Below are 13,583 nucleotides of genomic sequence, written 5' to 3'. Positions count from 1 at the left end.
AATTATAAATTGTATGCCAACCGACTGTATTCCGTTTAGAGCAACTGGATATTTCTCTGATTTTATTTGTGATTATTTAGATCAAAAAAAAGAGCTAAAGCCTTTATATAATCGTTTTCCAACTTTAGAAAATTTTAAAGCACAAATAAAAGAAAAGGGCCATTCTGAACTTGTTTCAGAATCTCGTCGAAAGGTACTTTCTAAAACTTTAGCAAATCAATATGGTAATATTGAAGCTTCAGAATTAACTTTAAGTAATATTGAAAGCTTAAAATCCCAAAACACCTTTACTATTACAACGGGTCACCAGTTAAACTTGTTTACTGGGCCTTTGTATTTTCTATATAAAATCATTTCCACCATCAATTTAACCGAGCAATTAAAATCTGAATATCCAGATAATAATTTTGTGCCAATATATTGGATGGCATCAGAGGATCATGATTTTGATGAAATCAATTACTTCAATTTTAAAGGCAAAAAAATTCAATGGAATTCTGACCAAACTGGTGCTGTTGGACATTTTAATACAAAAGGTTTGGAAGATGTATATGAGGTGGTTGCGGCAGAATTTGGTTCAGGGAAATTTGCTGAGCAACTAAAAGATTGGTTTAAAAATGCCTATATCAGTCACAATAATTTGGCAGATGCTACTAGATGCCTAGCCAATCAATTGTTTGGTGAATATGGTTTAGTAATCATTGATGCAGACGATAGCGAGCTCAAAGGTTTGTTTATTCCACAAATGAAAAAGGAATTAATTGAACAAATAGCTTTTAAAACCGTTTCCGAAACTAATGAAACACTTGAAAATTTAGGGTTAAAAGTTCAAGTAAATCCAAGGGAAATCAATTTATTTTATATTCATAATGGTTTGCGAGAGCGTATTGTCTTTGAAGACGACACTTTTAAAGTCTTAGAAACTGAAATCTCATGGAATAAAGCCGAACTCTTAAATCATTTGCAAGAATATCCAGAACGTTTTTCTCCAAATGTCATTATGCGTCCTTTATATCAGGAAGTTATTCTTCCAAATTTATGCTACATAGGTGGAGGTGGAGAAATGATCTACTGGTTGCAATTAAAATCTAATTTTGAAGCTCAAGGTGTTACGTTTCCTATGTTATTACTGAGAAATTCTGCTTTAGTAAAAACAAAAAAACAAGCAGAAAAATTAGAGAAACTCAATATTTCTGATGCTGACTTATTTTTAAAAAGAAGTTCATTTATCAATAAAAAGGTTAGAAAAATTTCAAACATCGATATTGATTTTTCAGAACAAATACAGCATTTAAAAGTACAATTTGAGGATTTATTCAAATTAGCAGAACAAACAGATAAATCGTTTTTAGGTGCTGTAAAAGCTCAAGAAGTAAAGCAAATAAAAGGATTAAAACATCTTGAAAAACGTTTGCTTAAAGCACAAAAGCGAAAATTAAAGGATCAAATTGAGCGTTGTACGGAATTACAAGAGCAACTATTTCCTGGGCAAAGCCTACAAGAGCGTAATACTAATTTTTCAGAATTATACTTAGAGTTTGGTGATGAATTAATTCCTGAATTAATCAAAGCTTTGCAACCACTTCAAAATGAGTTTACCATAATTACTCTGTAGACTCATTTATAAATTAACCAAAAGAGAAATCTCATATGTGTTTGATAAAACTTAGGCTGTATAAGTCTAGCTTTTATGCCTATTAATTAAACGCTTAGTCGTAAGTTTGCATGCGCAAAGAGACACATTAATTTTTAGACTTAATATTAATGCATAAGATAGATTTTGATCTTATTGAAATGACAATGGATGTGATGAAATACACCATTGACCGTATTTCACATACCAAACAAAAAATAGGAAAACCGCAAAGAGCAGAAGTCCTAAAAAGCCTAGTTGGAGAAACGATAACAGAAAAAGGAATTGGAGGAGAAAAGGCTTTTCAATTATGGAAAGAGCATTTGGCTAAAGCAAATGTACCAGTAGATCACCCGCGAAATTTAGCTTTTGTTCCTGCAGCACCAACACGTGCCGCAATAATGTTCGATCTGATAACATCAGTATCTAGCATTCATGGTGCTTATTGGATGGAAGGTGCTGGTGGTATTTTTTGCGAAAACGAAGCTATGTCATGGATTGTCTCATTAACAGGGTTGCCTAAAGGTGCTTTTGGTGTCTTTACAAGTGGTGGAACAGCAGCTAATTTATCAGCAATAGTTACAGCCAGAGAACATTGGAGAGAGGATGATACTTATAAACGTGAAAAAGGACTGATTATCACCTCAGAAGGAGCGCATTCATCTATAAAAGCTATGGCAAAAGTAGCTGATGTAGATATCCTTTTAGTAGAGTCTGAAGAACGATTAACGGGTAAAAATCTTAGAGAAACAATAGACAACCTTACCTTTCATCAACGCAAAAGATTGTTTGCTGTTGTGGCTACAGGTGGAACAACTAATGCCGGGATTATAGATGATCTAGCAGGTATAGCAAGTGTTTGTGATGAGGAGCGTATTTGGTTTCATGTAGATGCCGCTTATGGAGGTGGAGCTTTAGTGGCGGATTCTGTTAAGCACCTTCTAAAAGGTATTGAACGAGCAGATAGTATTACCATAGATCCTCATAAATGGATGTTTTCACCATACGATTGTGGTGCTGTTATTTATAGACGTCCAGAGTTTGCTAAAAAAGCGCACTCGCAGCAAGGCTCGTATTTAGAGATTTTTAAAGATGAAGGAGCTCATGGATTTAACCCAACCGATTATCAAATTCAGTTGACACGAAGAGTTAGAGGTTTGCCTTTATGGTTTTCTTTAGCTACGCATGGTACTAACCGCTATAAGGAAGCGGTAGAACGAGGTGTAGAGTTGGCTCAAATAGCAGGTAAAATGATTGAAGAGAATCCTTGTGTAGAATTGGTTAGGGAACCTAGCTTATCTTGCGTGCTCTTTAGGAGAATAGGTTGGAGTCCTGAAGACTATACCAATTGGACTTATGACAACCACAACAAAGGTTTTGCACTAGTAACACCAACCAAATGGAAAAGTGGTGATAGCTATGAAACAGTTTCAAGATTTTGTTTTATAAATCCAGATACAACCGAAGAAGATATTAAAATGATATTAGATACTATGGCTTAGGTATTTAGGTTTGGTTTAAAAACACGTATAAAAAATTACAATTTTCTTGATTGTTAAAATTGGTAAATAATTACTTTTGCACATGCAACATAACAAAGTACTTATTTTAGATTTCGGATCGCAGTACACGCAGCTTATAGCAAGACGTGTAAGAGAGTTAAATATCTATTGCGAAATTCATCCATTCAATAAAATACCTTCAGATTCAGATAGCTTTAAATCTGTCATTTTATCTGGTAGTCCAAACTCGGTAAGAGGAGAAGATGTACTGCATCCAGACCTTACTAACATAAGAGGAAAAAAACCAATGTTAGCGGTATGCTATGGTGCACAGTATTTGGCACATTTTTCAGGTGGAGAAGTAGCTGAATCCAATACTAGAGAATATGGTAGGGCAAATCTAGCATTCATAAAGAATAACGAAGATTTTTTTGAAAATATTCATGAAGGTAGCCAAGTATGGATGAGTCATAGCGACACCATTAAGAAATTGCCTAAAAGAGGAGTTTTGCTAGCTAGTACCGAAGATGTAGAAAATGCTGCTTATAAGATTGAAGGCGAAGATACGTATGCCATTCAATTTCATCCAGAGGTCTATCACACTACAGACGGTCATCAATTGCTCCAAAATTTCTTGGTAAAGATTGCTAAAGTCAATCAGGACTGGACACCAAATGCTTTTGTAGAAGAAACTGTAGAAGAGCTTAAGGAAAAGCTTGGTAATGATAAAGTGGTACTTGGTTTGTCAGGTGGTGTGGATTCATCAGTAGCTGCAATGTTACTGCACAAAGCTATCGGCAAAAACCTCTATTGTATCTTCGTAAATAACGGTTTGCTGCGTAAAAATGAGTTCGAAGATGTGCTACATCAATACGAAGGTATGGGATTAAACGTTAAAGGAGTAGATGCTTCGGCACGCTTTTTGGATGCCTTAGCAGGAAAGAGCGACCCAGAGGAAAAACGAAAAACCATAGGTCGTGTGTTCATTGAGGTTTTTGATGATGAGGCTCATCTTATACAAGATGTAAAATGGCTGGCACAAGGCACCATTTATCCGGATGTTATAGAAAGTGTTTCTGCAACAGGAGGGCCAAGTGCAACAATTAAGAGTCATCATAATGTTGGTGGTTTGCCAGACTTTATGAAGTTAAAGGTTGTTGAGCCTTTAAAAGCCTTATTTAAAGATGAGGTAAGACGTGTAGGTGCTTCTATGAATATGGATTCGCACTTGTTAGGTCGTCATCCATTTCCAGGTCCAGGATTAGCAATTCGTATTCTTGGAGATCTAACTCGTGAGAAAGTTCGTATATTACAAGAGGTAGATGCTATCTTTATTAATAACCTACGTTCTTGGAATTTGTACGATAAGGTATGGCAAGCAGGAGCAATGTTATTACCAGTAAATAGTGTTGGTGTAATGGGAGATGAGCGCACGTACGAAAAATGTGTAGCATTGCGAGCAGTGGAGAGTACAGATGGTATGACGGCCGATTGGGTAAATTTACCATACGAGTTTTTGCAAAAAACCTCTAATGAAATTATAAATAAAGTAAAAGGTGTTAACAGAGTTGTTTACGATATCAGTTCTAAACCACCAGCAACCATAGAATGGGAATAAAATAGTGACGTTATAGTTGATTTTGTTTCTAAAATTAGGATAAGCTAAAACAAAATACATGAAGAAATTATTAACCGTCATATTAATTACTTTAGGGTTAAATCTTTCAGCTCAAAACTATATTGAGCACAAGATTAAAGAGGGTGAAACCATTGAGAGTATTGCAAAAAAGTATTTAGTAACCCCTTTTGATATACTAGCTTTAAACCCTGATGCAAAAACTGATTTTCAGCCTAATACGGTTTTAATTATCCCAAATTCAAAAATTAAAAATGACCCTGTTAATGAAGAATCAAAAGAGTTAATAGGTTACAAGAATCATAAGGTGAAACGCAAAGAAACCCTTTATGGAATATCTAAAAAGTATGGTGTTTCAGAAGATGAAATAAAAAAAGCCAATCGATTTCTATATTCCGAGAATCTAAAAAAAGGGGACAATATTAAAATCCCAAGATACAAGACCTTTATTTCTAAAGTTAGCCTCAAAAATACAGTTAAAAAATACAAAGTTCAGCCTAAAGAAGGTAAGTGGCGCGTCGCCTATAAGTTCGGAATTACTGTTGAAGAACTTGAAGCTTTAAACCCAAATATGAAGCCTATCCTTCAACCTGGAGATGAACTCAATGTGCCAAATATTGAAGACAAAGATGAAAAAGCTATAGAATCTGAGTATGATTATTATGAAGTTTTACCTAAAGAAGGATTTTATAGACTAAAAATAAAAACTGGTCTTACCCAAGAAGAACTAGAAGATTTAAACCCAGAGTTAAAAGAAAGTGGGCTAAAAGCAGGTATGGTCTTAAAAATACCAGCCTCAGCTGAGACAACTTCAAGTCTTTTAGATGTAGAAACAACTAATCTAGAATCTAGAATAAAAAACCATAAGGTTAAAAAATTAGCCTTAATGCTACCTTACCGTTTGCATAGAATAGATGTGGATTCTGTTGAGGAAGCAAAAGAAGAGATAAAGAACAATAAGCTATTGTCTGTTGTTTTAGATTTTCATGTAGGTGTAAGAATGGCATTAGATTCAGCTAAGCAGCTGGGGATATCTACGGATTTAAAAGTATTTGATACAGAACGTCAACCTTCTACCGTTAGCAAAATACTGTCGGATAACGATTTTTCAGATTATGATGCAGTTATTGGTCCAATGGAAGAGGTATGTTTTGATAGGGTTGCTAGTAGTTTAAAACGAGATAGAGTTCCAGTTATTGCAGCATTAAATAATCCAAAGGAAGTGTATGCTAATGTGTTTAAGACCATTCCAGAGGATAAGTTGCTACAAAAAGCCATGATAGATTTTGTTAAGGCAGATAGCTTAAGATCTAAATTGGTAGTAATTGCAGATCAATCTCACAAAGCCACAAGTGAAATGTTGAAAAGGGAATTTCCTAATGCAGTTCAGATTTATTCCCAAAAAAGTAAGAAAACAGGGAAAGATGCACACTTTATATATCCAAATCAATTAGAAAATGTTTTTCAATCAAGAAAAACAATTGTGTTTCTAGAAACCGATAATGATTCGTTTGCTTCTAGTGTTATAAGTATGCTCAATTCTAAAGTAAATGAGAATAACGAAATTATTTTGGTCACACTAGATAAAAACAAAGCTTTTGAAGGAAAAAATATAGATAATAATAACTTATCAAATCTTAAGTTCCATTATCCATCCGTTCATAAAGATTTTGATGAGTATAAGTCCAACGGTTTTGTAAAAGCCTATAAAAGAGAATTTGGTGTGTCACCTAGTAAATATGCCGCAAGGGGTTTTGATGTTACATTGGATATATTATTGCGGTTAGCCACAGAGGATAATTTATATGAAGCATCAGATGAGCTTATTGAAACCGAATACGTAGAAAACAAGTTTAGATACAATAAATCCTTGTTTGGTGGCTATGTTAATGAAGCTGTTTACATTGTAAAATATGACAACCTCAGAATCGTTGAAGCTAATTAAATTATGACTTCTAAAGTAACTTATCTAGGTAATCTCAGAACAGAGAGTGAGCACATAAAATCGGGTAATAGCTACATTACAGATGCACCAACAGACAATAATGGCAAAGGTGAAGCGTTTTCTCCTACAGATACTGTTGCTACAGGATTAGCAAGTTGTATGCTAACGGTTATGGGAATTAAAGCTAGAGACATGAATGTGGATATGTCTGGAACAACTGCTGAGGTTACAAAGACTATGGCTAGTAATCCTAGGCGTATTTCTAAAATAGAAGTTGTGCTTAATTTTCCTTTTGAAGCTGATAGCAAAACTAAAAAAATATTAGAGCATACAGCTAATACTTGTCCAGTAAATTACAGTTTACATCCCGATATCGAAAGAGATATCACGTTTAACTGGCAATAAATGCAAATAAAGCATATCATAATTTCAATTTTGTTTTTGTTTGTTGGAATGTCTTCCAATGAAGAAACTATAACGTGGAACGATACTCGTAAATTAACATGGGAAGATTTTAAGGGCAGTCCAAATTCTAATTCTGATGCAGTGGCTTTAACAGCGTCTGGTATTACTTTTGGCTACTCTGTAAAAACAACAGGAAAGCGAATCATCGGTTATTCAACATCAGTACAAGCACATTTTTATCCCAATAAATCATGGTATCTAACGGAAAAAGCAGACAATTATATTCTTGCACATGAGCAGTTACATTTTGATATCACAGAACTTTATGTCAGAAAGTTTAGGCAGCAATTAGAACGCTTGGTTGTCAATCAAAATATAAAAACTCAAATGAATCAGATTCATGTAGCCATTAATGAAGCTCTAGATAAGACCCAAAAAACTTATGACGAACAAACCAATCATTCCATAAATGTTGAGGCTCAAAACTATTGGGGAAATTACATAAAAGAAGAACTTAAAAAATTAGAAAAATATAAGTCTCAGTAAGTTGGAAGGAACAAAGAAGCACTTATAGAACTAGCTCAATATAAAATGCCTTTTGTCATTCCTGCGAAGGCAGGAATCTATTTTAAAATAATGAAATAGAAATGGAACTCAATAAAGAAGCTTTAATTGAGCTAGCACACTACAAAATGCCTTTCGGAAAATATAAAGGCGAATATTTAGTAGATGTCCCAGAGTATTACTATACGTGGTTTAAGCAGAAAGGATTCCCTGAAGGAAAATTGGGTAGAATGATGATTCAAATGCACGATATTAAAATCAATGGCCTTGAAGAATTGATTTATACGATTAAGCGCGATTATAAAAAGTAATTATTTTATCGCTTTTTTGTAATAATAAGCTGCTGAAATAAACAAAGCCACAATTAAAACCCATTTAGAAACAAGTATACTCAAATCAACATTTTCAAAGATTTCGTTGATATTTCTGTTAAGGAGATACCTCGTTAGTTCAGTATCGTTATACATATTCATGAATTTTTGATTTGAAATATGATTTACAACAGGCAGAAAGCCCAAAACAATAATAAAAATCACAAACCAAAGCTTTGAATGATTTGGTAACTTGAAATCATTTGATTTGTTTTTCTTCACGAATAATTCAATAATAAAAACCGTTATTGATATAGCAAGGACAATACCAGCAATAAGCGAATAATATTTAAAATGAATTTCTCTAAAATCATTATTTAATCCATAGTGCATATAAGCTGTTAAAATAATTTCAACAAAAGCCTGAGCAGAAGCGATTAAAAGAAATCCAAATAGAATACAGAGAATTAATTTATGAGGTTGCATTTTATTTGTTTTGGTTAGGGAATTATAACTCATTAAAGTTAAGTAACTATAACCAAATGTCACATATTTACTGTAGTTTTTAAAATATAATCGTGAAAATGCAAGTAATAACAGATTTCTGCCGTTATGTGCTTTCTCTAATGCTTAAAACTTATTTTAATATTGCAAGTTTATAATTGCACTTAAGCCAATTTTTATTGTAAATTTGCCTGCGTTTAACAACGCAACATGACCACAAACCCTAAGTATATTTTTGTAACAGGTGGAGTGTCTTCCTCACTAGGAAAGGGCATTATCGCTGCATCTCTAGCCAAACTATTGCAAGCCCAAGGTTACAGAACTACCATACAAAAATTAGACCCTTACATCAATATAGATCCAGGAACATTAAATCCTTATGAGCATGGTGAGTGCTATGTAACGGATGATGGAGCAGAAACCGATTTAGATTTAGGGCATTATGAGCGTTTTTTAAACGTTGCAACATCTCAAGCCAATAATGTAACAACCGGTAGAATTTACCAAAGTGTTATAGATAAAGAGCGAAGAGGGGAATTCTTAGGAAAAACAGTACAGGTTATACCGCATATCACAGATGAGATCAAACATCGAATCCAAATTCTTGGTAACTCTGGTGATTATGATATTGTAATTACCGAAATAGGTGGTACGGTAGGTGACATAGAATCTTTACCTTATATTGAAGCAGTACGTCAGTTGCAGTGGGATTTGGGTGAGCATAACGCTTTAGTAATTCACCTTACTTTAATCCCATATTTATCAGCGGCAGGAGAACTTAAAACCAAACCAACGCAGCATAGTGTTAAAACATTAATGGAAAGTGGAGTACATGCTGATATTTTAGTTTGTAGAACAGAACACGAACTAAACGACGGTCTCAAAGAAAAGCTAGCACGTTTTTGTAATGTTAAAAAAGAGGCAGTTATTCAATCTATTGATGCCTCTACTATTTATGATGTCCCAAATTTAATGCTTGATGAAGGTTTGGATAAAGTTGTTTTGCAAAAGTTAGACCTTAAAAGCGATAAACCAAACTTAGACCAATGGAACGAATTTTTGAAGCGTCATAAAAACCCAAAAAGCACAGTTACTATTGGACTAATTGGTAAGTATGTAGAGCTTCAGGATTCTTATAAATCAATCTTAGAAGCATTTATCCATGCTGGAGCAGAAAACGAGGTGAAAGTTAATGTAGAGCCTATTCATTCAGAATTTTTGAATGAAGATAACATAGATTTCAAACTAGGACATCTTGATGGTGTTTTAGTAGCTCCAGGTTTTGGAGAGCGTGGTATTGAAGGTAAAATTGATGCCGTTAAGTTTGTTAGAGAACACAATATCCCATTTTTAGGGATTTGTTTGGGTATGCAAATGGCTGTGATAGAATATGCCAGAAATATACTTAATTTAAAAGGTGCCAATTCATTAGAAATGGATGAGAATACTCCACATCCTGTCATCAATCTTATGGAATCTCAAAAAGATGTAGTTGATAAAGGAGGTACTATGCGTTTGGGAGCTTGGGATTGTGATATTGCAGAAGGTAGTGTAGCGCATAAAGTTTATGGTAAAACAAGTATAAAAGAGCGTCACAGACATCGTTTTGAATTCAATAATGATTACAAAAAACAGATTGAAGCTGCTGGTATGAAAGCTACAGGTTTAAATCCTGATACTGGACTTGTAGAGATTGTTGAGATACCAGAGCACAATTGGTTTGTTGGTGTACAATATCACCCAGAATATAAAAGTACAGTTGCTAATCCACATCCTTTATTTGTGGCATTTGTAAAAGCAGCATTAAAATACAAGAATAAGAAACCGACAGGTTTAAAATAATCTTTAGCCTTAATGGGCAAAGATTAGTTTTAAATCTCAAAGGTTACATGAGACAAATTAAAAGCAATAATAACCATCGCATGAAATAATGTGCCACTTTGGCGTAAAACGAATTTTGGATTGCTTTTTGGGATAGCCTGAGCATTAATCATTCAATCGTAGCTTACAAACTAAATTATGGAAGAAAAGAAACTCGATATTAATTCAATCATTGGATTTATCCTCATATTTGGGATTTTGGTATACATGATGTATCAAAATGCTCCAACTGAAGAAGAGATTGAAGCACAAAAACAAGCTGAGCAAGAGCAAGTTGAAGCAGAACAAAAAAGTAACAAACAAAATGAAGCCGTTGTAACGACCGCTTCAGACTATAGCAATACAAAAGATTTAGATTCTACACAATTAGCATCACTTCAAAGTAAAGTAGGCTCATTATCTTATGCCTTAACGTTACCAGGTGAAGAATTCACTAATGTTGAGACAGATGTGTTTCAGTTAAAGTTCAGTAGAATGGGAGGCCATTTGGCAGAAGTGAAACTCAAAAATTTTGTAACCTTTGATTCTGTACCGATCTACATGGTAAAGGATCAAAATAGTGCTTTCAATATCACATTTGGAACATCAGATAATAGAACTTTAAATACCCAGGATTTTCCATTTCAACCAAGTGTAACCAAAAGTGGTCAAAATACTATTGTTTCAATGAAGCTTAAGGTTTCAGAAACAGCTTTTTTGGAGTATAGATATGAGTTGAAGCCAGACGATTACATGATTGATTTTTCAATCAAATCTCAAGGTTTGAGTGGTGTGTTTAATACTTCACAGCCAATTACTTTAGATTGGAAACAAAAAGGAATAAGACACGCAAAAAGTATTAGTTACGAAAATCGTTACACAAGGTTAACTTATATGCACGACGATGATCGAGTAGAGAAGTTATCGCAAATGGGTAATGATGAAGAAACCGTTGAAGATGTAGAGTGGTTATCTTACAGACAGCACTTCTTTAGTTCTATTTTAGTGGCAAATGATAGTCCGTTTCCAAAAGCAGAATTGACGTCTCAGAATTTAGTGGAAGACGAAGAAGTAGATTCTTTATTTACAAAATTATATACGTCTAAAATACCATTGGCTTATAATGGTGGTGAGGTTAATAAGAATTTAGGATTGTACTATGGTCCAACAGATGCTAAGGTTTTAAAAGCTTATGACAAGAATTTACAAGAGAGTATTCCTTTTGGTTGGGGAATTTTTGGCTGGATTAATAAAGCATTATTCATCCCACTTTTTGGTTGGTTAAGTAGCATCTTACCTTATGGTATTGCTATTATTGTTATGACGATTTTAGTGAAACTTCTATTGTCTTTTGTACAATACAAGCAGTTTTTATCACAGGCTAAATTGAAAATTTTAAAGCCCGAACTAGATGCCATTAGAGAAAAATATAAAGACAATAAGTTAAAAGCACAGCAGGAAACCATGGCTTTACAGAGTAAAGCTGGTGCAAGTCCACTCAGTGGCTGTTTACCTGGTTTAATGCAGATTCCCGTATTCTATGCTTTGTTTATGTTCTTCCCAACAGCTTTCGATTTAAGACAAAAAAGTTTCCTTTGGGCAGATGATTTAAGTTCTTATGATTCTATAGCAGATTTACCATTCAATATCCCATTTTATGGTGATCACGTAGCCTTATTCCCAATTTTGGCAGCTATCGCTATTTTCTTCTACATGAAGATGACAACAGGACAACAAACTGCCATGCAAGGACCACCACAAGAAGGTATGCCAGATATGGGTAAAATGATGAAGTACATGATTTACTTCTCCCCAATATTAATGTTGATCTTCTTTAATAACTATGCTTCAGGTTTAAGTTTATACTATTTTATCTCTAACTTAATTAGTATTGGTATCATGTTAGTGATTAAAAACTACATCATAGATGAAGATAAAGTATTGGCTAAAATCGAAGTAAGCAAGAGCAAGCCTAAGAAAGAGAATCGTTTCCAACGTAAAATGAAAGAGATGATGGAGCAAGCCGAGCAACAAAAACAAGCACAGCAACGACGAAAAAAGTAATAGTAATAATCATTCTGAACATTATTCAGAATCTATGCTTAATAAGTGAAAAAACCCAGACAATTATTTGTCTGGGTTTTTTACTACTAACTAAATCAATCAATATAAAAATGAGGTAATCAGCCTCGACTTTTCTAAATTATGGTAATGGGAATAATATCACTTTATCAATTACATGTACAACACCATTAATTGCTTGTATGTCTACTAAGGAAGTTACAATATTGCTGACACGACCGTTGGCATCGGTTAATGTAAAGTTGCTAGTGTCAGCAGTAATGTCTCCACCTAATGTAGTAACGGTTCCAGTAGTCAATTGGTTAGATTGTACATTAGCACCTACGATATGATACAATAAGACAGTATCAGTAGTTGCTGCGTTTAATTCTCCCATACCTTCACCAAAACCTGACAATCCAAGCTCGGTTAGAACATCACCAAACGCAGTGTTAGTTGGTGCAAATACTGTAAATGGTCCAGCATCAGCATCAGACACAGTATTTATGTAAGGTACTGTAGGTGTGCCAGTATCTGCGTATTGTAAAGCAGCTACTAATGTCGATAATGCTGGATTTGAAGTTGCAAATGTTGCAATGGTAGGTAAGTCTATAACAGTATCAACAATATGTATCGTACCATTTGTTGCAGTTAAGTCTGGCATATCTACAGTAGATTGTCCATTTATAACAACACCGTTGGTAGTATTAAAATATAAGCTTAAATTTTCACCATTAGGTCCTGTAGCAGCTACATTGGTGTAGCCAGATCCTGCATTAACTAAGTCTGTTGATGATAAGTTTTGTCCAACAATAACGTGGTTTAATAAAATGTTTCTTACTAAAGCTTCTTCTGCAGCAGATAAGTTGTTTAAATCCAATCCTGTTGCAGTTAATAATGCATTAAATGCGTCATTGTCTGGTGCAAATACCGTGAAAGGTCCTGTGCCCTGTAATGTGGTTACTAAATCCGTTGCTTCAAGAGCAGCAGCTAAAGAAGTTAAACCATTTGCTAATGCTACGTCAACAACTGTTGTTGTTTGTACGCCTGGTCCGTTGTTGTCGTCATCGTCGCTACATCCAGTAACACCTAAAACCAATAGAAATACTGTAAGTAATTTGAAAGTTTTTGAAATAATTTTCATTTTTTTGAGTTTTTAAAA

At 34.2% G+C, this 13,583-nt stretch carries 11 protein-coding genes; 9 read left to right on the top strand and 2 right to left on the bottom strand.

Translation table 11 applies throughout. From position 1 onward, the window contains the following. Positions 1-13: 13 nt before the first annotated feature. The 7 genes from bshC to ACPX19_RS00710 all read left to right on the top strand — a co-directional run bounded on the left by bshC (position 14) and on the right by ACPX19_RS00710 (position 7,996). Positions 14-1,615 carry a bacillithiol biosynthesis cysteine-adding enzyme BshC gene (gene bshC, locus ACPX19_RS00740; RefSeq protein ID WP_426430905.1) on the top strand — a complete coding sequence of 534 codons (1,602 nt, stop codon included), beginning with the start codon at positions 14-16 and terminating at the stop codon, positions 1,613-1,615. Positions 1,616-1,764: 149 nt separating this feature from the next. Then, positions 1,765-3,135 carry a pyridoxal phosphate-dependent decarboxylase family protein gene (locus ACPX19_RS00735; protein WP_426430904.1) on the top strand — a complete coding sequence of 457 codons (1,371 nt, stop codon included), beginning with the start codon at positions 1,765-1,767 and terminating at the stop codon, positions 3,133-3,135. An 82-nt stretch (positions 3,136-3,217) separates the two neighbouring features. Continuing rightward, positions 3,218-4,753 carry a glutamine-hydrolyzing GMP synthase gene (gene guaA, locus ACPX19_RS00730; RefSeq protein ID WP_426430903.1) on the top strand — a complete coding sequence of 512 codons (1,536 nt, stop codon included), beginning with the start codon at positions 3,218-3,220 and terminating at the stop codon, positions 4,751-4,753. A 58-nt stretch (positions 4,754-4,811) separates the two neighbouring features. Beyond that, positions 4,812-6,716, top strand: coding sequence for a LysM peptidoglycan-binding domain-containing protein (locus tag ACPX19_RS00725; RefSeq protein ID WP_426430902.1), 1,905 nt, complete (start codon positions 4,812-4,814; stop codon positions 6,714-6,716). Positions 6,717-6,719: 3 nt separating this feature from the next. Continuing rightward, complete coding sequence (locus ACPX19_RS00720) at positions 6,720-7,121, top strand: OsmC family protein (RefSeq protein ID WP_426430901.1); 402 nt, start codon at positions 6,720-6,722, stop codon at positions 7,119-7,121. Further along, the gene (locus tag ACPX19_RS00715) at positions 7,122-7,667 is read left to right on the top strand and encodes a DUF922 domain-containing protein (protein WP_426430900.1); all 546 of its coding nucleotides are present in this window, start codon (positions 7,122-7,124) and stop codon (positions 7,665-7,667) included. Positions 7,668-7,768: 101 nt separating this feature from the next. Then, positions 7,769-7,996, top strand: coding sequence for a DUF3820 family protein (locus tag ACPX19_RS00710; protein ID WP_426430899.1), 228 nt, complete (start codon positions 7,769-7,771; stop codon positions 7,994-7,996). Here the strand turns inward: ACPX19_RS00710 and ACPX19_RS00705 are convergent, their stop codons facing one another. Then, positions 7,997-8,482: a hypothetical protein gene (locus tag ACPX19_RS00705; RefSeq protein WP_426430898.1), complete on the bottom strand. Its 486-nt coding sequence runs from the start codon at positions 8,480-8,482 to the stop codon at positions 7,997-7,999. Between the two features lie 228 nt (positions 8,483-8,710). Between ACPX19_RS00705 and ACPX19_RS00700 the strand changes: the two genes are divergently transcribed. Both ACPX19_RS00700 and yidC read left to right on the top strand, forming a co-directional pair. Continuing rightward, entirely contained in the window at positions 8,711-10,342 is a 1,632-nt protein-coding gene (locus ACPX19_RS00700; RefSeq protein WP_426430897.1) for a CTP synthase, read from the top strand. A 177-nt stretch (positions 10,343-10,519) separates the two neighbouring features. Beyond that, positions 10,520-12,424, top strand: coding sequence for a membrane protein insertase YidC (gene yidC, locus ACPX19_RS00695; RefSeq protein WP_426430896.1), 1,905 nt, complete (start codon positions 10,520-10,522; stop codon positions 12,422-12,424). 139 nt (positions 12,425-12,563) lie between these two features. On the opposite strand, the gene ACPX19_RS00690 is transcribed toward yidC, so the two are convergent. Further along, positions 12,564-13,565 carry a fasciclin domain-containing protein gene (locus ACPX19_RS00690; protein ID WP_426430895.1) on the bottom strand — a complete coding sequence of 334 codons (1,002 nt, stop codon included), beginning with the start codon at positions 13,563-13,565 and terminating at the stop codon, positions 12,564-12,566. Positions 13,566-13,583 lie beyond the last annotated feature (18 nt).

The sequence above is a fragment of the Winogradskyella sp. HB-48 genome, from assembly GCF_049942685.1.
GTDB lineage: Bacteria > Bacteroidota > Bacteroidia > Flavobacteriales > Flavobacteriaceae > Winogradskyella.
Note: the sequence above shows the minus strand (reverse complement) of the source record. Positions and strands in the feature narration are given on the sequence as shown.

Excerpts from the sequence above, each read along its gene's own strand:
- bshC (WP_426430905.1), top strand. The coding sequence starts at position 14 with ATGCCAACCGACTGTATTCCGTTTAGAGCAACTGGATATTTCTCTGAT.
- ACPX19_RS00735 (WP_426430904.1), top strand. The coding sequence starts at position 1,765 with ATGCATAAGATAGATTTTGATCTTATTGAAATGACAATGGATGTGATG.
- guaA (WP_426430903.1), top strand. The coding sequence starts at position 3,218 with ATGCAACATAACAAAGTACTTATTTTAGATTTCGGATCGCAGTACACG.
- ACPX19_RS00725 (WP_426430902.1), top strand. The coding sequence starts at position 4,812 with ATGAAGAAATTATTAACCGTCATATTAATTACTTTAGGGTTAAATCTT.
- ACPX19_RS00720 (WP_426430901.1), top strand. The coding sequence starts at position 6,720 with ATGACTTCTAAAGTAACTTATCTAGGTAATCTCAGAACAGAGAGTGAG.
- ACPX19_RS00715 (WP_426430900.1), top strand. The coding sequence starts at position 7,122 with ATGCAAATAAAGCATATCATAATTTCAATTTTGTTTTTGTTTGTTGGA.
- ACPX19_RS00710 (WP_426430899.1), top strand. The coding sequence starts at position 7,769 with ATGGAACTCAATAAAGAAGCTTTAATTGAGCTAGCACACTACAAAATG.
- ACPX19_RS00705 (WP_426430898.1), bottom strand. The coding sequence starts at position 8,482 with ATGCAACCTCATAAATTAATTCTCTGTATTCTATTTGGATTTCTTTTA.
- ACPX19_RS00700 (WP_426430897.1), top strand. The coding sequence starts at position 8,711 with ATGACCACAAACCCTAAGTATATTTTTGTAACAGGTGGAGTGTCTTCC.
- yidC (WP_426430896.1), top strand. The coding sequence starts at position 10,520 with ATGGAAGAAAAGAAACTCGATATTAATTCAATCATTGGATTTATCCTC.
- ACPX19_RS00690 (WP_426430895.1), bottom strand. The coding sequence starts at position 13,565 with ATGAAAATTATTTCAAAAACTTTCAAATTACTTACAGTATTTCTATTG.